Genomic DNA, 20,293 nt, shown 5'->3' on the forward strand with positions numbered 1-20,293 from the left:
GCGCGGCGGATCGGACGCCGCGTCGGCTCAGTGCGCGTTGCCGGTTCGTGCCGGCGTCGGCGTTTGTGGTGGGTGCACGGCGGCCGCCTCCGCTCCGGCGTCCGGTGCGTCCGGTGCGTCCGGTGCGTCCGCGCGGCCGCGGGGCGGTGCGTCCGGCGTCGGCGGCGCACCGGGTGCGCTCCGGGTCGCGGTGTCGGCCAGGAGGGTGTCGAGCATGGTCGAATCGGGCAGCAACCCTTCGGTGAAGATCTCCACGGCAGGCAGCAGCATCTGGTCGCCGTACTCCCGTAGCACCTGCCGGTAGTCGACCGTGCCCGATGCCCCGGCCCGCAGTTGGATGAACAGCAGCATGCCGCCACCGTTGATGGTCGCCAGATAGCGCGACATCGCTTTCAGGTCCCGCGGCCGCCGCACGGCGCCGGAGGCGATACCGGCTTCCAGGTACTGCTCGACGTCCTCGACCATATGCTCGAACATGGATACCGCGAGGTCGCCACCGGCCTGGAAGCTGCGCATCATATAGGCGATGATCGGCGCGAACTCCTCGATCTCGGCCAGCTGCTGCAGCAGATTCCCCGACGACGGCCGGTTCATGTAACTCATCTTCGATTCGCGGACCACCGCGCGCACATGATCGTCGCATTCGCGCCGCAACCCGTCCTTGGAACCGAAATGATGGTTGACCAGGCCCGGCGACACCCCTGCGGCGGCCGCGATAGCGCGTACTCCGACCCCGAACCCCGCCTCGCCGAACAGGACGAGAGCGGCGTCCCGGATCCGGGCCCGCGTGTTCAGATCATCGCTTGAACGCATGTTCAGTACATTAAACACACGTTCAATCTCGGCGCAAGAGGTGAGGCCGTAGAGATTCCGTCAAGAAATCCGGACGCCCGCCACCCGGCGGACATCACAGGAAGAAGCAGCTCACCGGCGCGCGGCATCCCGGCGGGCACCCGAACGCCGGCGACAGACCCCTATCCGGAGCGAACCGGACCACAGGGTTACATCGCAACCCGTCACCCCCACCGGCCGCGATTCCCTCCCGATCGGGCAACATCACAGCAATACCGCCCCGCCCACGGCCGGAAGGCAGCCGGGTAAGACGTTCGCCGCGTCCCGACGGACGGCCGCGGGACAAGTACCGGCCAGGAGAACCCGCACCGGCAACGACACCGGCCGCGCCCGCGGCGAGGCCTCCCCGACGTCGGGCAGGGGGCGGGCCCGAGAGGGCCGGTCGAGAGCCTCGTCGGCGCCGCGGGGCGGTCGGGCCCGAGCCCACCGCCCCGCGGCGCCCGGACGCCGGAGTGGGTGCCGGACGACGCGAAGACCGGTGTTCCGGCGGCGGCTACCGGTCGCGGGACCAGCCTTTGGACGCGCAGAGCAACCCATCACCGAGCGGGATGAGAACGCTGGTCAGGCCCGGGTCCTCGGCCACGCACCGGGTCGCCGAACGCACCGCCTGGGTCGCCGGGTCGCGATTCGCCGGATCCGGCACCCGGCCGCCGAGCAGCGCATTGTGCAACAGGACCGCCCCGCCGGCCCGCAGCAGCCGCACCGCCTCGGCGATGTACTGCGGATGTTCGATCGGCGAGGCATCCAGGAACACCAGGTCGTAGGCACCGTCGGCGAGCCGCGGCAGCACGTCCAGCGCACGTCCGTTGATCAGCCGGGTCCGCGCGAGCGGGATATCGGCGGCCCGGAACGACTCCTTGGCCGCCCGCTGATGTTCGGGTTCGGAATCGATGGTGGTGAGCGTGCCGTCCTCGCGCATGCCGTCGAGCAGCCACAAGCCGCTGACCCCGGCACCGGTACCCACCTCCACCACCGCCCGCGCGTCCAGGAGCTGCGCGTACATGCTCAGTAGCGCGCCGACCGACGGCGCTACCGGAGCCACACCCAGTTCGGTGGCCCGTTCGCGGGCGCTGACGAGTACCTCGTCCTCGACGACGGATTCCTCCACGTAGGCGAGATTGAGCTCCAGGTTCGATGCCACGCCCAAGAGGCTATGCCAAAGGCGGCGATGCTGGTCGCAACATTCTCAGGTGTCCCTCAGGATCCCCATACCCGCCCCACACCGGGAGACGGAAGAGTGATGCCTACGCAAGACCAGCCGACCGAGCACACCGCGACGGGAACAACGGAGCACCAACCCACCGTTGTACCGGATGAACGACGGCCCGAACAATGGGCCGCGTACTCGAGCCTACGCCTCGGTCCCGATCAGGAGGTTGTCACCATCCACATGGTCGATGCGGCACGCGAGTCCGCCACCTTGCCCGAACTGCCCCGGGCCGACCGCTCGGCGACCCCCGCCGGGCGCGGTCTGCCAGGGCCGGAGGAATTCGGCCCGCGGCCGTTTACCGGACCGGATTCGGAGGTAGCCGCGCACGACGACCCGGTGACCGTAGACCCCGCTCCACCGGACGCCCTGATGGAGGTGCCCGATATGTCCAGTACCGACGAGCGAGCCGAGGAATACGACGCCGCCCAGGCCGAGGCGTCCCTCGAACTCGACAGCATGCTGCCGCTCACCGGCACCGCCGCCTTCGACGCCACCGGCGACCGCACCGTGATGCCCACCTGGGACGAACTGGTCCGCGAGCACGCCGACCGGGTCTACCGGCTGGCCTACCGCCTCTCCGGTGACGCGCAGGACGCCGAGGATCTCACCCAGGAAACCTTCATCCGAGTCTTCCGGTCCCTATCGAACTACCAGCCCGGCACCTTCGAGGGCTGGCTACACCGCATCACCACCAACCTCTTCCTGGACATGGTCCGGCGGCGCAGCCGGATCCGGATGGAGGCCTTACCGGAGGACTACGATCGCGTGCCCGCCGACGGCCCGGGCCCCGAACAGGTCTTCCACGACGCCAGGCTCGATCCGGATCTGCAGACCGCGCTCGACTCGCTGGCCCCGGAGTTCCGCGCCGCGGTCGTGCTCTGCGATATCGAAGGACTGTCCTACGAGGAGATCGGCGCGACACTCGGGGTGAAACTCGGCACGGTGCGCAGTCGAATCCATCGCGGCCGGCAGGCACTGCGCGAGTATCTTGCGCATAATGGAGTCCAGGAGCGTTTCGCCGCCGAGGCGAGCTTCGGGTGATCCTGCGATCATGACGCCGGGATCACAGCAGTTTGTGATACCGGTCGGGAAGGATGGGCAGCGAATGAGTGGCGACTCCGAAACGCCCGGTCGTCGTTCCCCGCAGTTCCACTCCACCGAGCATCTGGCGAGCGAGGCAGTCGCCGCCTACGTCGATGGCGAACTGCGGATGAACCCCTATCTGCGTGCCGCCCAGCACCTTTCGGTGTGCCCGGAATGCGCGGCCGAGGTCGAGGCCCAGCAGCAGGCGCGGATCGCCCTGCGCCGCGCCTCCCAGGTCTCGATTCCCACCGGCCTGCACGACACCCTGTCCCGCATTCCGCTCGCCGAACCGCCCAGCGGCGCACAATCACGGAACTCCCCCGGAAATCAGCGTAACGAGGCGGTATTCGGCTTCACGAGCCAATCTTTCTCGGCAACCTTCGATAGCTTCCGGTGGTCGGTGTGGTGGCGCAAGTAGAGTTTGCCGCGTGAGTTCCGAACCGACGCAGAATTCCCCTGCCGATAACGCTGATTCGGCGGATGAAAACGGCACGAAGACCGATAACGGCACTCTGCGCCCGCCCGACGCGCCGGTGTTGGCTCCGCGGCCGGTCTATCGGCCCCATGTGGACTCACATACCGCGAACGCCTTCCGCCGGCCGTCGGGTCAATCCGGTTCCTTCGCCGCACGCCCGGCCCGCCCGGAGGCCGATTCCGCGACCCGGGTGGCCCCGAAAGGCCCGCCGCGCGCCGTACTGGAGGAGGCATTCGGCCGGCCGCCCGGGTCCACCGAACTGCTCCAGCGCGATCCCGACGCCGGCGACGAGCGTGAACCGGTAGCCGGTCCCGCCGATCCCTGGCGCGATCCGGACTCGGCGGCCCGCCTGGGCGCTCCGGCGCTCGCCACACCGGCCGCGCGCGAACTCCCGCGCGCCGAACAACTCTCCGCCCGGCAGGTGCTCTTCGGGTCCCGGGTCGCCCCCAAGGCGTTGCTGGTGCTCGGTGCCATCGCCCTGGCGATCGGCCTGGTCGGCGGCCTGGTCGGCCGGTTGACCGCGGAAACCGCCTCGACCCTGACCTCCCGCAAGGTCAGTCTCGAACAGACCGACAGCGAGCAGCCGCACGGACCGATCGCACAGGTCGCCGATGCGGTACTGCCGTCGGTCGTGTCCATCCGCACCACGGTCGGCGACAACGGCGCCACCGGGTCCGGCGTGGTCATCGACGGGAACGGCTATATCGTCACCAACAACCACGTCATCTCCATGGCGGCGCAGGACCAGTCCGGGCGGGCCCGGATCCAGATCACCTTCTCCGACGGCACCCGGACACCGGCCAATATCGTGGGCCGCGACCCCAAGACCGATCTCGCGGTACTCAAGGTAGATGTGAAAAATCTCACGATTGCGCAGCTGGGTAAATCGGGTGACGTGCAAGTGGGAGACGCGGTGCTGGCCATCGGATCTCCGCTGGGCCTGAGCAAAACCGTCACCTCCGGCATCGTGAGCGCGCTGCACCGCCCGGTAAAACTCGAAGGCGAAGGCAGCGATACCAAAGCGGTGATCGACGCGGTGCAGACCGACGCGTCGATCAACCCGGGTAATTCCGGCGGTGCACTGGTGGACGCGGACGGCCGGGTCATCGGCATCAACACCGCCATCCGCAGCGAGAGCGGCGGTTCGGTGGGTCTCGGCTTCGCCATCCCGGTGGATCAGATGACCCAGGTCGCGCAGACCCTCATCCGCGACGGGTCGATCCATCACCCGATGATCGGGGTGAGCGCCCGGCAGAAGACCGTCGCCAACGAAGTCATGAGCGGCGCCGAGGTCGCCGATGTGCAGCCGGGCAGCCCGGCCGCGAACGCCGGGATCGTCGAGGGCGATGTGATCGTCCGGATCGGCGACCGCGAAGTCACCAATCCCGACGAGCTGGTGGTTGCCGTTCAGACGAACAAGATCGGACAATCGGTGAACGTCCAGCTCATCCGCGAAGGTCGGCAGGTGGACATCCCGGTAACGCTGACCTCCGACTGACCCGCAGGTCGCGGTGCCCGGTAGCCTGTAGAGGTGTTCAGCAGTATCGGGTGGGGCGAGATGCTCGTGCTACTCGTCGCCGCCCTCGTGATCCTCGGCCCGGAGCGCCTGCCCGGCGCCGCGCGGTGGACTGCGCGCAGCCTGCGCCAACTACGCGATTACGCCACCGGCGCGACATCGCAATTGCGGTCCGAACTCGGACCGGAATTCGAGGAGCTGCGTAAACCGCTTTCCGACCTCCAGGAATTGCGGGGCATGTCACCGCGTTCGGTGGTGACCAAACATCTTCTGAACGGCGATGATTCGCTTTTCAAGGATCTCGACGGCGCCCTGCCGGACAGCAAGAATGTGCTGGGGACACACAGTGGGATGCCAGATTACCCCATGCCCAAGTTGGATAAACCCTTGGAGCGCAACGAACGTCCCCCGATCGACACCGACGCCACCTGATCGTCAACCAGGCTAGACGCAGTTTAGCGTCTCCCTGTCTAGACTTCGCACATGTCGGCCGATGACGTGGCGCGAATATTCGCGATCGAAGACAAAGTCGAGCGACTCAAGGCCGCCACCGAAGGTGTCGCAGCGGCTCAGCAGACCATCAACGAACTCACCCGTATTCGGCGCGCGGTGATCCGGGAGTTACACGCCGAGGGGTGGACTTTCGCGAGAATCGGTGCCGCGGCGGGCCTTTCCCGCGCCCGGATCCACCAGGTGAGCACGCAGGGACCGGCGCCCGAGGGGTTGTTCTTCGGGCACGGTCCGCTGACCCTGCTGGTCCCGGACACCCGCGCGGGCAGGCTGATCGGAGCTCCGGACCCGGCGGCGGCGCCCCGACTGGCCGAACAGCTACGGGAACTCGGCTTCACGGTCACCGTCGAACCTTTCGCGCCGGGACGCCCGATCGATCTGCTCCGGGACGGCCTCATCGTGCTCGGCGGCCCGGAACTATCACCCAGTCTCCGGCATCTCATCGCCGCCGACCCGCGCCTACGCCGCGCGGTGGCGCGCCCCGGAGACGGCCGCCGCGGTATCGAGGATCGGGCCGCCCGGCGTATCTACCGGCCGGCCAGCCCGGAACCGCACGATATCGCCTATCTCGCACGGCTACCGCGCCCGGACGGCCGCGGATCGATCCTGGTTCTCGACGGTCTGCACCCGCCGGGTTCGCTCGGTGCGGTACGGCTGCTGGCCACCCGGCTGGCGACCCTGCATGAGCGAGCGGCCCACCGCCGCTTCTCCGTACTGATCGGCGTCCGTTACGAACGCACCACCGGCGAACCCGTGGACGCCGATCTACTCACTCCCGTCTATCTCCATGAGCCGGTGGATTCCCGTCCCCAGGCGGTACGCCAGCGGCGCTGACCGCGCCACCACGCCGACCCGCGAGAAACCGGCGGACGGCACTGCCGACACGCCGGAACACCGATAGCGACAGCGAATATTAGCTGGTCGAAGAATTGCTACTGTGGTGCGCAGTAGGCCGATTCTCTATTACCGCGACCGGTTACCCGGGCCCGACGCTTCGATAGCCATAGCATTACTCGGTACCTCTGTGGTGCACAGTGGCGATTGTCGGCTCCGAAAAGATAATTCGTGGAGGCGCAGGTGAACGCGTTGATCATCCTGGCGGTGGCCCTGGTCGCGGTGGGCTTGCTGGTCACCCTCGTCCTGTGGTTACGAACCCCGCATTCCGCGGAAAGCGAGTACGTGACAGTCGCCGAACTCCGCGCGCGTCTGGAAAACGAGCAGGAACCCACCGAAGAGGAAGTGACCGAAGAGCCCGGCGCGGATCAACCGGAAACCGGCGGAACCGGGGCCGGGCCGGAACCGGCGGACGAAGCCGGCCACTCCGCGGCCGCCGTCGGCACACCGCCCACGTCCCCCGACGCCGAACCCGAAGTTCGGACCGCCGCGGACTCCACGCCCGATACCGGCGGCGCCGAAGCCGGAACTTCCGGCCGGCCGGCCGAGAAGCCCGAAGCCCAACCGCCCCCGGGAACCGAAGAGCCCGGCGGCCCGGCGCTGAAGTCCAAAGGCGAGCAGCCCCCGGAAGCCGCAGACGAGCCACCGACGGAAAAGCCGGGTCCGGATCACTGACGCCGGCAGGCGCCGCGGTCCGGGCCCGTTCGCTCACGCGGCCGCGACGTCCGGCCGGATCGTGTTCATCGGCGGCCGATCGACGAGATGTACCGCGGTGCTGTGCGCGGTGAACTCGTCCTCGATCAGCGGGAACTGGGTCAGCGCCGCTCCCGAATCCGGGACCCCGCTGCGCCCCAGCACCGTGCCGAGGATCTGCCGGCTCATCACCCCGAGATCGGCCAGCGGACGGTTGCGGTGGGTGCGCACACCCAGGTTGACCTGCCCGATCGCGCCCAGACCGAGTCGATCGTAGGTATCGAGCAGCAACCCGATCTCGACACCGTATCCCGGGGCGAACGGAACCGCCGTCAACAACTCCCGGGTGCCGGCGTACTCACCGCCCAGCGGCTGCAACACCTGGGTCAGCCCCGGCCGCAGCGCGGCCAGCAGCGGCCGGGCCACGAGCTCGGTCACCCGGCCGCCACCGTGTGCGTCCACCCCGCCGCCGTGCCGCAGTGGACGCCGGTAGTAGGCCTTCACCAAATGCAGGTCGGGAGTCGTGAGCAGTGGGCCGAGCAGTTTCGGCACGAAATCGGGGTCCGGGTCGATCAGATCGGAATCGACGAACGCCACCAGATCACCGGTGGTCACCGCCAGCGAACGCCACAGCACTTCGCCCTTGCCCGGGAAAGGCTCCAGCTCGGGTACGGCCTGCTCCCGGGTGATCACCTCCGCGCCGGCCGCGCGAGCGCGGTCGGCGGTGGCGTCGGTCGACCCCGAATCCAGCACCACCAGCTCGTCCACCAGTGTGCCCAGCAGCGGACGGATACTCGCCACCACCTCGGCGACGGTTCTCTCCTCGTTCAGGGCGGGCAGCACCACCGAGACGGTCCGGCCGACCTTGGCGGCGACCAGATCGGTCACCGACCAGTCGGGGGCGTCCCAGGTGTGGGTCGACGCCCAGTCGGGCTCGTGATGGGGGAATTTCATACGAGACCTCGCAGAGTTCGTACGGGGGGCCGGATGCCCTGGATCGCGGCGATCATGTCCACGACGCGACGGGTCGCGGCGACCTCGTGCACACGGAAAACGCGAGCACCGGCCGCGGCCGACCATGCTGTTGCCGCCAATGTGCCCTCCAGCCGTTCGGAAAGTCCGACACCTAATGTCTCTCCGATGAAATCCTTGTTGCTCAGCGCCATCAAGACCGGCCACCCGCTTTTAACAAGAACGTCCGCTGCCCGCAACAGTGCGAGCCCGTGATAGGTGTTCTTCCCGAAATCATGGGTCGGGTCGATGAGAATCGAATCCCGGCGCACCCCCGCCGCCGCGGCCTGCTCCGCGGCCCGCACCACGGTATCGGTCACCTCCGCGACCACGTCGGCGTACCGGACCCGATGCGGTCGCGTCCGCGGCACCGCCCCGCCGGTGTGACTGCACACGATCCCGGCCCCGGTCTCGGCCGCCACCGGCACCAACTCCGGATCCGCACCCGCCCACGTGTCGTTGATCAGATCCGCCCCCTCCGCCACCGCGGCCCGCGCCACCTCCGACCGCCAGGTGTCCACACTGATCAACAGGCCGGGATAGGCCTCCCGGATCGCCGCCACGAACGGCACCACCCGTCGCGACTCCTCGGCCGCGTCCACATACTCCCCCGGCCCGGCCTTCACCCCACCGATATCGACCAGATCGGCGCCCTCGTCCACCGCCCGCGCCACCGCGGCCAGCGCCGCGGAATCGCTGAAGGTGGCGCCACGGTCGTAGAACGAATCGGGGGTGCGGTTCACAATGGCCATCACCAGCGCGCGATCCGTCGCGACGGTCCGGCCGCAAAGTGTCGGCAACGGCCGGACGGGCTCGAACATGAACCGAGTTTATGGCGCGCCTTCGGCGCGCTGGGTTGAGGCCCCCTTGGTCTCACCGTTTCGGCCTCGAGACTCGAGCCGAAGGCGCCGCGAATAAACACAGCCCCGGATCAACTCACTGATCCGAGTCCTTGCTCAGGGCCGCGAAGGCTTCGGTGAGATCGGGGGTGACCGTGACGCGGTCGAGGGCCGCCTGTGGGACGAAGCCGCGGTCGTGGAGTTCGGTGAGCCAGGTGAACAGGCCGGCGTAGTGCCCGGTGGGGTCCAGGATGGCCATCGGCTTGTTGTGCTGGCCCAGCTGACCGCCGGTCCAGGTTTCGAAGAACTCCTCGAGGGTGCCGATTCCGCCCGGCAGGGTGAGGAAGGCGTCGGACCGGTCCTCCATCACCTGTTTACGCTGGCGCATGGTGTCGGTGACGACCAGTTCGTCGGCGTCCACATCGGCGACCTCGCGGTGGACGAGGTGTTTCGGTATGACGCCGACCGTGTTGGCGCCGCCGGCCCGGGCGGCGGTGGCCACCGCCCCCATCATGGAGACGTGTCCGCCGCCGGACACCAGTTGCCACCCGCGCCGGGCTATCTCGGTGCCCACTCGGGCCGCCAGTTCGAGCTGGTCCGGGTCGGTGGTACTGGCCGAGCAGTACACGCATACCGCGAAGGGTCGCGGGGTCACCATTCGTCCTCCGTACCGACCTTCTCGATGGTGGCGGCGCCCGGTTCGGACTCCTTGATGATGCGGACCACATCCTCGACCGAGTCGGTGACGTGCAACAGATCGATATCGCCCGGGGAGATACGACCGTCGGCGGCCAGGGATTCGCGGATCCAGTCCGCTAGCGGTGCCCAGTACCGGCTGCCGAACAGGATGATCGGGAACCGGGTGATTTTCCGGGTCTGCACCAGGGTGAGCGCCTCGAACAGTTCGTCCAGGGTGCCGTAGCCGCCGGGCATACAGACGAAGGCCTGGGAGTACTTCACGAACATCGTCTTGCGCACGAAGAAGTAGCGGAAATTGATCCCCAGATCGACCCAGTCGTTGAGACTCTGTTCGAACGGCAGCTCGATACCCAGTCCGATGGAGTAGCCGCCGGCTTCGGACGCCCCCCGGTTCGCCGCTTCCATCACCCCGGGGCCGCCGCCCGTGATGACCGCGAAACCGGCGGTCGCGAGGGCCGCGCCGAGGTCGCGCGCGGCCTGGTACTCCGGGTTGCCGGATGCGGTGCGTGCCGAACCGAAGACGCTCACCGCGCGCGGAACCTCCGCCAGGGCGCCGAATCCCTCGACGAATTCGGCCTGGATCCGCAGCACCCGCCACGGGTCGGTGTGTACCCAGTCGCTGTCGCTGCGCTGATCGAGCAGATGCTGGTCGGCAGTGGTGCCCCGCGGGGTCCGTTCCCGGCGGAACATTATGGGCCCGCGGTAGCGGGTTCTGGGTTTGCCGGCCATCCCGGATTCGGCGGCGTCGGTTGACATGGCCGCAGTGTATTTGGCGCGCCGGCGCGCGCGGGGTCGAGGCCCCTCGGTCCGGCCGTTCAGCGCGGCCGGGACTCGCGCCTCCGGCGCATAGCGATCACCGCGGAACCGTCGTGGACGGCCGACCGGGTTCGATCCGTGCCGGCTCGGCAAGCGGCCGACGGTTCGGTGGAACCTGCTAGGCCGGACCGGTGAGGTAGCGGCGCAGCATCTCGGTGACCGCGGTGATCTGGGCCAGCGGGACGTGCTCGTCGCGTTTGTGCGCGAGGTTGGGGTCGCCGGGGCCGAAGTTGACGGCGGGGATACCGCGGGCGGCGAACCGGGAGACATCGGTCCATCCGTATTTGGCCCGCACACCCGCCGAACCGTGCACCCGCACCGTGTCGACCAGACCGCGCGCCGCGGGGGCGGTGAGGCCGGGCAGCGCGCCGGCGGCCGCATCGGTGACCTCCAGCTCGAGTTCGAGAACCGCGAACACCTCACGTACGTGCTCGATCGCCTGATCCACCGAACGGTCCGGCGCGAACCGGAAGTTCACCTCGACCTCGGCCGCGTCCGGCACCACATTGCCCGCGACCCCGCCGCCGACGCGGACCGCGGAAAGGCCCTCGCGGTAGCGGCAACCGTCGATCTCGACCTCCCGGGCCCGATACTCCGCGAGCCGGGCGAGGACCGGCGCCAACCGGTGGATCGCGTTGTCGCCGAGCCAGGAGCGGGCCGAATGCGCCCGCATACCGGCGGTCCGCAGCCGGACCCGCAGCGTGCCCTGGCAACCGGCCTCGATCCAGCCACCGGAGGGTTCGCCCAGGATCGCCAGATCACCGTCCAGCCACTCCGGTACTTCCCGCTCGATGGCATTGAGTCCGTTGAATTCGGCGGAGATCTCCTCGCAGTCGTAGAAGATCAGCGTCAGATCGTGGGCCGGTTCGGCGACGGTGGCCGCCAGATGCAAGAACACCGCATCGCCCGATTTCATATCCACCGAACCGCAGCCGTAGAGGACCTCGGCACCGTTCTCGGTGCTGAACCGGCCCGGCACATTGTCCGCGATCGGCACGGTGTCCAGATGCCCGGCCAGCACGACCCGGGTGGGCAGTCCCCGATTCGTCCGGGCCAGCACCACATTGCCGCGGCGCAGCACCTCGAAACCGCTGGTCTGGGTGCGCAGCGCGGTTTCCACCGCGGCCGTGATCGCGGCTTCGTCCCGGGAGACGCTCGGGATGTCGACGAGGGCCGCGGTGAGTGCGATGGGGTCGGCGTGCAGGTCGAGTGTCACAGCGTACGAGCGTAGAGGGGCCCCACTGCCACGGACCGCCGGTGGGTAGGCTTCCGTGTCGTGAGCACTCAGGGAGCATCCGCCATCGGCATCGCCAACGTGACTTCGGACGGGACCGTGCTGGACACCTGGTTCCCCGGCCCGGAGCTGGGTGAGTTCGGCGACACCGGCACCGAACGCCTCACCACCGCACCCGCCGAATTCGCCGAGCTGGTGGGCCCGGACCCGGCACGCGGCGTCGAGGTCGTCGCGGTGCGCACCACCATCGCCGACCTCTCCGCCGCCCCCGTGGACGCGCACGATGTGTACCTGCGGCTGCACCTGCTCTCCCACCGCCTGGTCCGGCCGCACGACGTGAGCCTGGAGGGTCAGTTCGCCCTGCTCAGCAATGTGGTGTGGACCAACCACGGCCCGGCGGCGGTCGAGGGTTTCGAGATCACCCGTGCGAAACTGCGCGCGCGTGGGCCGGTCACGGTGTACAGCATCGACAAGTTCCCGCGCATGGTCGACTACGTGGTCCCGTCCGGTGTCCGTATCGGTGACGCCGACCGGGTCCGGCTGGGCGCGCACCTCGCCGCCGGCACCACCGTGATGCACGAGGGCTTCGTGAACTTCAACGCCGGCACCCTCGGCACCTCCATGGTCGAGGGCCGCATCTCGGCCGGGGTGGTCGTCGGCGACGGCTCCGATATCGGCGGCGGTGCCTCCACCATGGGCACCCTTTCCGGCGGCGGCACCACGGTCATCTCGATCGGTGAGCGCTCACTGCTCGGCGCCAACTCCGGATTGGGCATTCCGCTGGGCGACGACTGCGTTGTCGAGGCGGGTCTCTATCTCACCGCCGGCACCAAGGTCACCGCCCCGGACGGCACCGTGGTGAAGGCGGCCGAACTGAGCGGCAAGAACAACCTGCTGTTTCGCCGCAACTCGCGCACCGGAGCCGTCGAGGTGGTGCCGCGTGCCGGGACCGGTATCGAACTCAACGAGGTCCTGCACGCCCACAACTAGGTCCGGCGGCGGGTCTCAGAGGCCGAACGCGAGCACGCGTTCGGGGTGGATGCGGATGAGTTCGCTCTCCTCCGGCCCGATGTAGGTGACCGTATCGGTCAGGGCTTCGGCGGTGCCCCGGATCTCCAGGCACCGCACCCGCCACGGCCGGACCGAGGCGATATCGTCCACCACGAATGCCACTCGGTTGTTGCGCGCGAGATTACGGAACTTCCGGGACCGGCCCATATTCCAGCCCGCGATATCGATGGTGCCGAGGTCGGGGTTGTAGCGGAATCTGACCGGATTGTTCTGCGGAGCCCCGTCCGGCGCCACAGTGGCCAGCCGGCCGAGCCGCTGTCCGGCGAGATAGTCGATATGGTCCCGGGTGAGCGTGGTGTTCATGATCGAACCGTAGAACCTCGATCAAGGTTGAGGTCAAGGATCTGCCCGAGGCGGGGCTAACGGAGCAACTTCTTCTGGACCTTGCCCATGGCGTTTCGCGGGAGCGAGTCCACGAAGCGGATCTCGCGGGGCCGTTTGTGCACCGACAGTTCCGCGGCCACGTGATCGATGAGTTCCTGCGCCTCCGGCGCCGCCCCACGCGCGACCACGAAGGCGACGATGCGCTGCCCCAGGTCCGCGTCGGCGAGGCCCACAACCGCTACCTCGGCGACCGACGGGTGGCCGAGCAGAGAGGTTTCCACCTCGCCCGCGCCGATCCGGTATCCACCGGATTTGATGAGGTCCACCGATTCGCGGCCCACGATCCGATGGAAACCGTCCGCGTCGATGGCGGCGACATCGCCGGTACGGAACCACCCGTCCTCGGTCCAGCATTCCGCGGTGGCCTCGGGGCGGCCGTAATAGCCGTCGAAGAGCATCGGCCCACGCACCTGGAGACCCCCGATACCGGAGCCGTCGTGCGGTACCGGCCGGCCCGCTTCGTCCCGGAGCCGGGTCTCGACGCCGTGCACCGGCACCCCGACCCAGCCGGGTCGGCGTTCGCCGTCCGCCCGCGCCGACAGGGTGATCATGGTTTCGCTCATCCCGTAGCGTTCGACGGGCCGGTGCCCGGTGAGTTCGGCGAGCCGCTCGAACACCGGCACCGGCAGTGGGGCGCTCCCGGAGATCAGCAATCTGGCGGCGGCCAGTTCCTTGGCCGCGACCGGGTCCTCGGCGATCCGGGTCCAGACCGTCGGTACGCCGAAGTAGATCGTGCCCGGGGCCGCCGCGTAGTTCGCCGGGGTCGGTTTACCGGTGTGCACGAGCGGACTGCCGACCCGCAGCGGGCCCAGCAGGCCCAGGATCAACCCGTGCACATGGAACAGCGGCAGGCCGTGGACCAGCACATCGGCGGCGGTCCAGGCCCAGGCGTCGGTGAGCGCGTCGAGTCCGGCCGCAATCGCCCGGCGGCTCAGCACCACCCCTTTGGGGGCGCCGGTGGTGCCGGAGGTGTAGAGCACGAATGCCGGGGCGCCCGGGTCGGGCTCGGGATAGGTGTGCCAGGAACGGGCGTGCCGTCGCACCGGGACCACCGGCAGGGAGGTGTCCTCGGGCGCCTCGCCGAGCCAGGAGCGGGCGCCGGAATCGGTGAGCATATGGTCGAGTTCGGCGGGCCCGGAATCGGGCGGCACCGGCACCACGGTGACTCCGGCGATCAGGCATCCGACCACGGCGAGCACGGTCGCCGCCGTCGGCCGGGCCAGCACTGCGACTCGCTCGGCCCGGGCGATACGTTCGGCCACCGAGGTGGCCGCCCCGAGCAGATCGCTACGGGACAGGGTCACACCGTCGATGGTCACGGCGTCCGGGATATCGGCGCCCGCGGCGACAGCGAGGGGGTCGAGGGAGCTGAGCAGGCGGTGGCCGTAGGACATGCGCCCAAACTACTGCCCCGGCCGCGGGCCGCGGTCGGGCGCCTGCCCCGGAAAACGCGGAAAATACGCCGGTAGCAGGTTCGCGTATTCGGTCCCCGGGAATTCCTCACCTCCTGGTGAAACTCTATCGATCACATCGCACGTACCACGGGCGGGCTCCGAATCGCACGGGATCGAATTGTTTCCGGCGTCGCTTGACACATATGGACAGCGGCGAGAAGGTGAATCGTCAGCCTTCTCGAGCCCTCGAAACGGTGGCTTCCATGACCAGCACACCCGGCGCGGGTCCGCCGATATTCGGCCCTGCCGATGAACCGGCCGATACGGTGCACGACGAGGATTTCGATTTCCGGCCCTATATCGACGGCGCCGCGATACTCGGGGCCGCCGCCAATGTGATCATGCAGCTCGCAGTCCCCGGCGTCGGCTATGGAGTTCTGGAAAGCCCGGTCGACAGTGGGAAGCTGACCTTACATCCGGTGAAACGTACGCGCACCACACTCACGTATCTGGCGGTCGCCCTGCTCGGCAGCCCCGCCGAGCGGGCCGCTTATCGGGCAGCCGTCGACACCTCGCACCGCCAGGTGCGCTCGACCGCGCAGAGTCCGGTGCGGTACAACGCCTTCGACCGCGAGCTGCAGCTATGGGTGGCCGCTTGTCTGTACTGGGGCGCACGCGATATCCGGGAGCGTATGCACGGCCGGGCGGACGCCGGACTCGAAGAGACGATCTATCGCCATTCCGCGCGGTTGGGCACCACCCTGCAGGTGCCACCGCATGCCTGGCCGGCGGACCCGGCGGCCTTCGATCGCTACTGGACCGAAAATCTGGCCGCGACCAGGATCGAACCGCCGGTCCGGGACATGCTGAACGAGATCGTCGATCTGAAGATGTTCCCCCGCCCGGTCCGACTCCTCGGCGGCCGCTTCAACCGATGGGTCACCGCGGGCCTGCTACCGCCGCATCTGCGCGCGCAGATGGGCATGGCCTGGTCGGCGGACGACGAACGCCGGTTCGGGCGCATGCTCCGCGGATTGGGCCGGGTGTCGGCGACGCTGCCGGCACCGCTGCGCGGCTTTCCGATCCAGGCCTACCTGATCGATTTCCGGATCCGCCGCAAATTCGGACTGAAACTCGTCTGATTCGAATGCGCGGATTTGAAAACGAGCCTGTTCGAATTTCACGATCCGGCGACCTGGCCCGGCACCCGGAACGAGACCGCCACATGATCACGCGCATATCTGCGCACCGCGATATCGTCGTCCAGCGGGATAACCGTTTGCGGCGTCAGCGCCAGCGACAGCGCCGTCCGGGCGATCATTTCGGCCAGCGGCAGCGGATCGTATTCCGGCAGTTTTCCTTCACCCTGCAGACGGGTGATGAATTCGGCGACGTAATCGCGGCCCAATTCGATCACCGGGGCGCCCCGGGTGGTCAGGTAGGGCAGCACGATCTCCGGTTCGGTGTTCAGCAGCCGATCCAGCAGCTCGTTACCGCGCAGGCCGGCCAGGAACGCGACGAACAGTTCCACGATCTGATCCTCGGCGCCGGCGTCGCGCTCGATCTGCTGCTGGACCGCGGCATCGACACCCTCGATGAAATCGCGGGTCTGCGCCAATCCGACCGCCTGAATCAGGTCCGATTTACTGGAGAACCGCCGGTACAGTGTGGCCAGCGAGAGGCCGCCGCGCCGGGCGACCTCGACCATGCTCGTGCGCTTGATCCCGAAGTCGAGAAAAGCCTGCAATGCCGCGGACAGCACCGATTGATCTTGATCTCGGCGCGGTGTTCGCACCAGAGGCAACAGTTGAGCCAGCGCGCCCATCTCGGCACCTTTCGCGCTCGGCGATGCAATGACACGGTAAGCATCGCACAATTGCGGGGTCGGTTGACGCAACATCGAGAGAATGAGATGGTTATCATATAATCTTCTCATACGAAAGAGGTCACCGATGACCGCGCCCCGGCCCGCTCCGATGAACGATCCTCAACCCCAGCGGCTGTACGCACCCGACTTTGATATGAACGATCACATCATCGGAGTCACCGCGTTCCTGGGCGGCACCGCGAACGTCATCATGCAACTGGGTCTGCGGCCGGTCGCCTACGGGGTGATGGAAAGCGACGTCAAGAGCGGCAACGTCATGGAGCATCCCTTCAAACGGCTCCGCACCACCCTCACCTATCTCGCCGTCGCCATGCTGGGCACCGACGAAGAACGCAACGCCTACCGGCTCGCGGTCAACACCTCCCATCGCCACATCCGCACCAAACCCACCAGCCCGGTGAAGTACAACGCCTTCGATCCGAAACTCCAGCTGTGGGTCGCCGCCTGCCTGTACTTCGGTTTCGTCGACCTCCTGGAGAAGGTCCAGGGCCCGATGGACGAGGCGACCGCCGACACCTTCTACGCCCACAGCATCCGGCTCGGCACCACTCTGCAGGTCCGACCGGAGATGTGGCCCGCCGACCGCGCCGCGTTCTGGCAGTTCTGGGAAGAGAACCTCGACGCCCTCGAGATCGATGACACCACGCGCGCCTACTTCAACGACCTCATCGACCTGAAAATGGTGGCACCGCCGATCCAGTGGGTGTCGGCACGCTTCCACCGTTTCGTCGTCACCGGCTGCCTGCCACCGCAGATCCGCGAGAAAATGCATCTCACCTGGACCGAAGGCAACCAGCGCTGGTTCGACCGCACCATGCGGCTCATCGGCCTGGGCCTGAAGATCCAGCCCCGCGTCCTACGCCAATTCCCGATGAACTACTACCTGTGGGATATGCGCCGCCGCATCCGCAAAGGCAAACCCCTCGTCTGAGCTGTGTTTATCGGCGCGCCTCCGGCGCGCGGGTCGGGGCCCTGTGACCCCGGTTCTTCACGCCGCCGCTCCAGAACCGGGGGGCGGGCCCCGACCACTGAGGCAGGCCATCAGAAGTAGACAGATGGTGCCTCACCGCCCGGCGAGGGCGCGGAGGAAGAACGTCAGGTTGGCGGGCCGTTCCGCGAGCCGGCGCATGAGGTACCCGTACCACTGGTGACCATAGGGCACGTAAACCCGGACGAAATCTCCACGATCGGCGAGATGCAGCTGCTCGTCGGTGCGGATGCCGTACAGCATCTGGTATTCCAGCCGGCCGGGGCGGCGGTCGGTGATCGTCGCGAGGTCGGCAGCCGCCGCGAGGACCACCGGGTCGTGGGAGGCCACCAGGGGGCGGCCCGCGCCACGCATGAGGACCCGCAGGCAGCGCAGATACGCGCGGTCCACATCGACCTGTCTCTGGTAGGCGACGGTCTCCGGTTCCCGGTAGGCGCCCTTGCACAGGCGCACCCGGGCGCCCGCGTCGGCGAGATCGCGGCAATCGTCCTCGCTGCGGTACAGATAGGCCTGGATCACCGTCCCCAGCCAGGGAAAGTCCGGGCGGACCTGCCCGGTGGTGGCGAGGGTGGCGGCAGTGGTGGTGTGGTCTTCGGCGTCCACCGTCACCCATACCCCGGCCTCCGCCGCTTTGGTGCACACGGTGCGCAGGTTCTCGGTGGCGATCGCCGGGCCCTCGGCGCCCAGCGCCTGCCCGAGCGCGGACAGTTTGACCGACACCTCCAGCGGTGCGGCGCCGGCGGGTACCTCGGTGGTGGGCAGGGCAGCGAGATCGTTGATCAAGGCGAGATACTCGGCGACCGCCGCGTCGGCCTGCGCGCGATCGGTGGTGTTCTCGCCCAGGTAATCCACACTCACCGCCCGCCCACTCATCAGTAGTGCGCGGACCGCGGCGATCAGATCCGACCGGGCTTCCCCGGGTACGAAGCGCTGGACCGTCGCCGCGGTGGCCGGGCTCGTGGTGAGGGCGCGTTTCACCCGGTCCGACCCGGCGGCGGCGAGAATCGCCGGACGCAGCGGATTCACCGGAACTCTCCGCCGGGATGGGGCGGGTCCGGGCGCACGGCAGGGCGGGCCCCGCTCATCCCTGCTCCATATGGGGATAGCGGTGGTCGGTATGCGGGACGAAGGTTTCCTTCAGGGTGCGCGGGGCCACCCAGCGCAGCAGGTTCAGCGGGGATCCCGCCTTGTCGTCGGTTCCCGACGCACGTGCCCCGCCGAATGGCTGCTGCCCCACAACCGCGCCGGTGGGTTTGTCGTTGACGTAGAAGTTGCCGGCCGCGAACCGCAGGAGCTGCGCGGCCTCCTCCACGGCGTGCCGGTCCCGCGCGAAGACCGCACCGGTCAAGGCGTACGGGCCGGTGGACTCCACCTCGGCCAGGATCGTTCGGTAGGCGTCGGGCTGGGAATCGTCGTACACGAACACCGACAGGATCGGGCCGAAGTATTCGGTGGCGAACGATTCGTCGCGCGGATCGTCGGCGAGCAGCACGGTCGGCCGGACGAACCAGCCCTCGCTGTCGTCGTAGGTGCCGCCCACCGGCACGTCCACCCCGGCGAACCGGGCCCGCTCGATCGCCCGCACGCTCTTGTCGTAGGCCCGCCGGTCGATCACCGCGCCACCGAAGTTCGACAGATCCGCGATATCGCCGTAGCTCAGGCCCTCGGCGATACCGAGGAAATCGTCGCCCATCTCCCGCCACAGCGAGCGCGGCAGATAAGCACGCGACGCGGCCGAACATTTCTGGCCCTGGTATTCGTAGGCGCCGCGGATCAGCGCCGTCCGCAATGCGGCAGGATCCGCCGACGGATGCGCGACGATGAAATCCTTGCCCCCGGTCTCCCCCACGATCCGCGGATAACTTTGGTAGTGACCGATATTGGCGCCCACCTGGCTCCACAGATAGCGGAAGGTGGCGCCCGACCCGGTGAAATGGATACCCGCCAAGCGCGGGTCGGCCAAAGCGACCTCGGAGAGGTCCCTCCCGTCACCGGTCACCATATTGATGACTCCGGGCGGCAGTCCGGCCGCCTCGAGCAGCTTCATCGTGTAGTAGGCGGCCAGCGTCTGGGTGGGCGAAGGCTTCCACACCACCGTATTGCCCATAAGCGCGGGCGCGGTCGGCAGATTGCCGGCGATCGCGGTGAAATTGAACGGTGTGATCGCGTAGACGAACCCTTCCAGCGGCCGGTAGTCGAGCCGGTTCCACACCCCCGCGCTCGACTGCGGCTGCTCGGCGAGAATGCGCCGAGCGAAGGCGACATTGAACCGCCAGAAGTCGACCAGCTCGCATGGTGCGTCGATCTCGGCCTGCGCCACCGATTTCGACTGGCCCAGCATGGTCGCCGCGGCGAGAGTTTCCCGCCACGGCCCGGCCAGCAGGTCCGCGGCCCGCAACAGCACCGCGGCGCGTTCATCGAACGGCAGCGCGCGCCAATCCGCGGCGGCCGCGAGAGCGGCATCGATCGCCGCCGCGGCTTCGGTGTGTGTGGTGTCGGTATAGGTCCCGAGTACCTGCCGGTGTCGATGCGGCGCGACGATTTCCCGTCGCGCACCGCTCCCCGGACCATGCTTACCACCGATGACCAGGGGGATCTCGGTGGTGCCGGCGGAGATATCGGCGAGCCTGCCGAGCAACCGTTCCCGCTCGGGGCTCCCGGGCGCGTACGTGTGCACCGGCTCGTTACCGGGGGTTGGGACAACTGTGACAGCGTCCATACCCCAGGCTAGCGCCG

The 20,293-nt window shown here is 68.2% G+C and carries 21 protein-coding genes; 9 read left to right on the forward strand and 12 right to left on the reverse strand.

Annotated elements, in window-relative coordinates:
• Positions 1-27: 27 nt before the first annotated feature.
• On the reverse strand, positions 28-813 hold the full coding sequence (locus ACQPYS_RS24425) for a TetR family transcriptional regulator (RefSeq protein WP_433490925.1): 786 nt from the start codon (positions 811-813) through the stop codon (positions 28-30).
• Positions 814-1,345: 532 nt separating this feature from the next.
• A complete protein-coding gene (locus tag ACQPYS_RS24430) occupies positions 1,346-1,999 on the reverse strand; it encodes an O-methyltransferase (protein ID WP_063037417.1) in 654 nt (217 codons plus the stop codon).
• A 432-nt stretch (positions 2,000-2,431) separates the two neighbouring features.
• On the opposite strand from ACQPYS_RS24430, the gene sigE reads away from it, so the two are divergent.
• The 6 genes from sigE (at position 2,432) to ACQPYS_RS24460 (ending at position 7,215) form a co-directional block, all read left to right on the forward strand.
• The gene (gene sigE / locus ACQPYS_RS24435) at positions 2,432-3,103 is read left to right on the forward strand and encodes an RNA polymerase sigma factor SigE (protein WP_084481129.1); all 672 of its coding nucleotides are present in this window, start codon (positions 2,432-2,434) and stop codon (positions 3,101-3,103) included.
• Positions 3,104-3,167: 64 nt separating this feature from the next.
• Positions 3,168-3,563 (forward strand): hypothetical protein, encoded by a 396-nt coding sequence (locus tag ACQPYS_RS24440; RefSeq protein WP_063037415.1) that lies wholly within the window; start codon positions 3,168-3,170, stop codon positions 3,561-3,563.
• A gap of 10 nt (positions 3,564-3,573) precedes the next feature.
• Positions 3,574-5,118: a trypsin-like peptidase domain-containing protein gene (locus ACQPYS_RS24445; protein ID WP_433490926.1), complete on the forward strand. Its 1,545-nt coding sequence runs from the start codon at positions 3,574-3,576 to the stop codon at positions 5,116-5,118.
• 33 nt (positions 5,119-5,151) lie between these two features.
• Positions 5,152-5,568, forward strand: a complete 417-nt coding sequence (gene tatB / locus ACQPYS_RS24450; RefSeq protein ID WP_063037411.1) for a Sec-independent protein translocase protein TatB — start codon at positions 5,152-5,154, stop codon at positions 5,566-5,568.
• A 51-nt stretch (positions 5,569-5,619) separates the two neighbouring features.
• A complete protein-coding gene (locus ACQPYS_RS24455; RefSeq protein ID WP_431941011.1) occupies positions 5,620-6,480 on the forward strand; it encodes a hypothetical protein in 861 nt (286 codons plus the stop codon).
• A 243-nt stretch (positions 6,481-6,723) separates the two neighbouring features.
• On the forward strand, positions 6,724-7,215 hold the full coding sequence (locus tag ACQPYS_RS24460; protein ID WP_433490927.1) for a hypothetical protein: 492 nt from the start codon (positions 6,724-6,726) through the stop codon (positions 7,213-7,215).
• A gap of 33 nt (positions 7,216-7,248) precedes the next feature.
• Here the strand turns inward: ACQPYS_RS24460 and ACQPYS_RS24465 are convergent, their stop codons facing one another.
• The 5 genes from ACQPYS_RS24465 to dapE all read right to left on the reverse strand — a co-directional run bounded on the left by ACQPYS_RS24465 (position 7,249) and on the right by dapE (position 11,814).
• Positions 7,249-8,187 carry a glucosyl-3-phosphoglycerate synthase gene (locus ACQPYS_RS24465; protein WP_063037405.1) on the reverse strand — a complete coding sequence of 313 codons (939 nt, stop codon included), beginning with the start codon at positions 8,185-8,187 and terminating at the stop codon, positions 7,249-7,251.
• Complete coding sequence (folP, locus tag ACQPYS_RS24470; protein WP_063037402.1) at positions 8,184-9,065, reverse strand: dihydropteroate synthase; 882 nt, start codon at positions 9,063-9,065, stop codon at positions 8,184-8,186. The genes ACQPYS_RS24465 and folP overlap by 4 nt, the downstream gene beginning before the upstream one ends.
• A 115-nt stretch (positions 9,066-9,180) precedes the next feature.
• Positions 9,181-9,741 carry a TIGR00730 family Rossman fold protein gene (locus tag ACQPYS_RS24475; protein WP_063037400.1) on the reverse strand — a complete coding sequence of 187 codons (561 nt, stop codon included), beginning with the start codon at positions 9,739-9,741 and terminating at the stop codon, positions 9,181-9,183.
• Positions 9,735-10,538: a TIGR00730 family Rossman fold protein gene (locus ACQPYS_RS24480; RefSeq protein WP_084481126.1), complete on the reverse strand. Its 804-nt coding sequence runs from the start codon at positions 10,536-10,538 to the stop codon at positions 9,735-9,737. Before ACQPYS_RS24480 ends, ACQPYS_RS24475 begins: the two co-directional genes overlap by 7 nt.
• 178 nt (positions 10,539-10,716) lie before the next feature.
• Positions 10,717-11,814 (reverse strand): succinyl-diaminopimelate desuccinylase, encoded by a 1,098-nt coding sequence (gene dapE, locus ACQPYS_RS24485; RefSeq protein ID WP_433490928.1) that lies wholly within the window; start codon positions 11,812-11,814, stop codon positions 10,717-10,719.
• Positions 11,815-11,874: 60 nt separating this feature from the next.
• Here dapE and dapD point away from each other — a divergent pair, with 60 nt between their 5' ends.
• Positions 11,875-12,822, forward strand: coding sequence for a 2,3,4,5-tetrahydropyridine-2,6-dicarboxylate N-succinyltransferase (dapD, locus tag ACQPYS_RS24490; protein ID WP_431941008.1), 948 nt, complete (start codon positions 11,875-11,877; stop codon positions 12,820-12,822).
• 15 nt (positions 12,823-12,837) lie between these two features.
• Here the strand turns inward: dapD and ACQPYS_RS24495 are convergent, their stop codons facing one another.
• Both ACQPYS_RS24495 and ACQPYS_RS24500 read right to left on the reverse strand, forming a co-directional pair.
• Entirely contained in the window at positions 12,838-13,206 is a 369-nt protein-coding gene (locus ACQPYS_RS24495) for a PPOX class F420-dependent oxidoreductase (RefSeq protein WP_433490929.1), read from the reverse strand.
• Positions 13,207-13,262: 56 nt separating this feature from the next.
• Positions 13,263-14,681: an acyl-CoA synthetase gene (locus tag ACQPYS_RS24500; protein ID WP_433490930.1), complete on the reverse strand. Its 1,419-nt coding sequence runs from the start codon at positions 14,679-14,681 to the stop codon at positions 13,263-13,265.
• A gap of 263 nt (positions 14,682-14,944) precedes the next feature.
• Here ACQPYS_RS24500 and ACQPYS_RS24505 point away from each other — a divergent pair, with 263 nt between their 5' ends.
• Positions 14,945-15,823 carry an oxygenase MpaB family protein gene (locus tag ACQPYS_RS24505; protein WP_433490931.1) on the forward strand — a complete coding sequence of 293 codons (879 nt, stop codon included), beginning with the start codon at positions 14,945-14,947 and terminating at the stop codon, positions 15,821-15,823.
• Positions 15,824-15,861: 38 nt separating this feature from the next.
• Here the strand turns inward: ACQPYS_RS24505 and ACQPYS_RS24510 are convergent, their stop codons facing one another.
• Positions 15,862-16,506 carry a TetR/AcrR family transcriptional regulator gene (locus ACQPYS_RS24510; RefSeq protein WP_063037385.1) on the reverse strand — a complete coding sequence of 215 codons (645 nt, stop codon included), beginning with the start codon at positions 16,504-16,506 and terminating at the stop codon, positions 15,862-15,864.
• 196 nt (positions 16,507-16,702) lie between these two features.
• Between ACQPYS_RS24510 and ACQPYS_RS24515 the strand changes: the two genes are divergently transcribed.
• Positions 16,703-17,500: an oxygenase MpaB family protein gene (locus ACQPYS_RS24515; protein WP_433490932.1), complete on the forward strand. Its 798-nt coding sequence runs from the start codon at positions 16,703-16,705 to the stop codon at positions 17,498-17,500.
• A gap of 132 nt (positions 17,501-17,632) precedes the next feature.
• Here the strand turns inward: ACQPYS_RS24515 and ACQPYS_RS24520 are convergent, their stop codons facing one another.
• Together ACQPYS_RS24520 and pruA are read right to left on the reverse strand one after the other, a co-directional pair.
• On the reverse strand, positions 17,633-18,583 hold the full coding sequence (locus tag ACQPYS_RS24520; protein WP_433490933.1) for a proline dehydrogenase family protein: 951 nt from the start codon (positions 18,581-18,583) through the stop codon (positions 17,633-17,635).
• Between the two features lie 55 nt (positions 18,584-18,638).
• Positions 18,639-20,276 (reverse strand): L-glutamate gamma-semialdehyde dehydrogenase, encoded by a 1,638-nt coding sequence (gene pruA / locus ACQPYS_RS24525; RefSeq protein ID WP_431941004.1) that lies wholly within the window; start codon positions 20,274-20,276, stop codon positions 18,639-18,641.
• Positions 20,277-20,293: the final 17 nt, after the last annotated feature.

Source organism: Nocardia grenadensis (assembly GCF_050942415.1).
Classification (GTDB): Bacteria; Actinomycetota; Actinomycetes; order Mycobacteriales; family Mycobacteriaceae; genus Nocardia; species Nocardia grenadensis.

Coding starts and splice junctions, on each gene's coding strand:
- ACQPYS_RS24480 (WP_084481126.1), bottom strand. CDS start 10,538: ATGTCAACCGACGCCGCCGAATCCGGGATGGCCGGCAAACCCAGAACC.
- ACQPYS_RS24500 (WP_433490930.1), bottom strand. CDS start 14,681: ATGTCCTACGGCCACCGCCTGCTCAGCTCCCTCGACCCCCTCGCTGTC.
- ACQPYS_RS24505 (WP_433490931.1), top strand. CDS start 14,945: ATGACCAGCACACCCGGCGCGGGTCCGCCGATATTCGGCCCTGCCGAT.
- folP (WP_063037402.1), bottom strand. CDS start 9,065: ATGTTCGAGCCCGTCCGGCCGTTGCCGACACTTTGCGGCCGGACCGTC.
- ACQPYS_RS24425 (WP_433490925.1), bottom strand. CDS start 813: ATGCGTTCAAGCGATGATCTGAACACGCGGGCCCGGATCCGGGACGCC.
- ACQPYS_RS24495 (WP_433490929.1), bottom strand. CDS start 13,206: ATGAACACCACGCTCACCCGGGACCATATCGACTATCTCGCCGGACAG.
- ACQPYS_RS24455 (WP_431941011.1), top strand. CDS start 5,620: ATGTCGGCCGATGACGTGGCGCGAATATTCGCGATCGAAGACAAAGTC.
- ACQPYS_RS24440 (WP_063037415.1), top strand. CDS start 3,168: ATGAGTGGCGACTCCGAAACGCCCGGTCGTCGTTCCCCGCAGTTCCAC.
- pruA (WP_431941004.1), bottom strand. CDS start 20,276: ATGGACGCTGTCACAGTTGTCCCAACCCCCGGTAACGAGCCGGTGCAC.
- sigE (WP_084481129.1), top strand. CDS start 2,432: ATGGAGGTGCCCGATATGTCCAGTACCGACGAGCGAGCCGAGGAATAC.
- ACQPYS_RS24510 (WP_063037385.1), bottom strand. CDS start 16,506: ATGGGCGCGCTGGCTCAACTGTTGCCTCTGGTGCGAACACCGCGCCGA.
- ACQPYS_RS24465 (WP_063037405.1), bottom strand. CDS start 8,187: ATGAAATTCCCCCATCACGAGCCCGACTGGGCGTCGACCCACACCTGG.
- ACQPYS_RS24515 (WP_433490932.1), top strand. CDS start 16,703: ATGAACGATCACATCATCGGAGTCACCGCGTTCCTGGGCGGCACCGCG.
- ACQPYS_RS24475 (WP_063037400.1), bottom strand. CDS start 9,741: ATGGTGACCCCGCGACCCTTCGCGGTATGCGTGTACTGCTCGGCCAGT.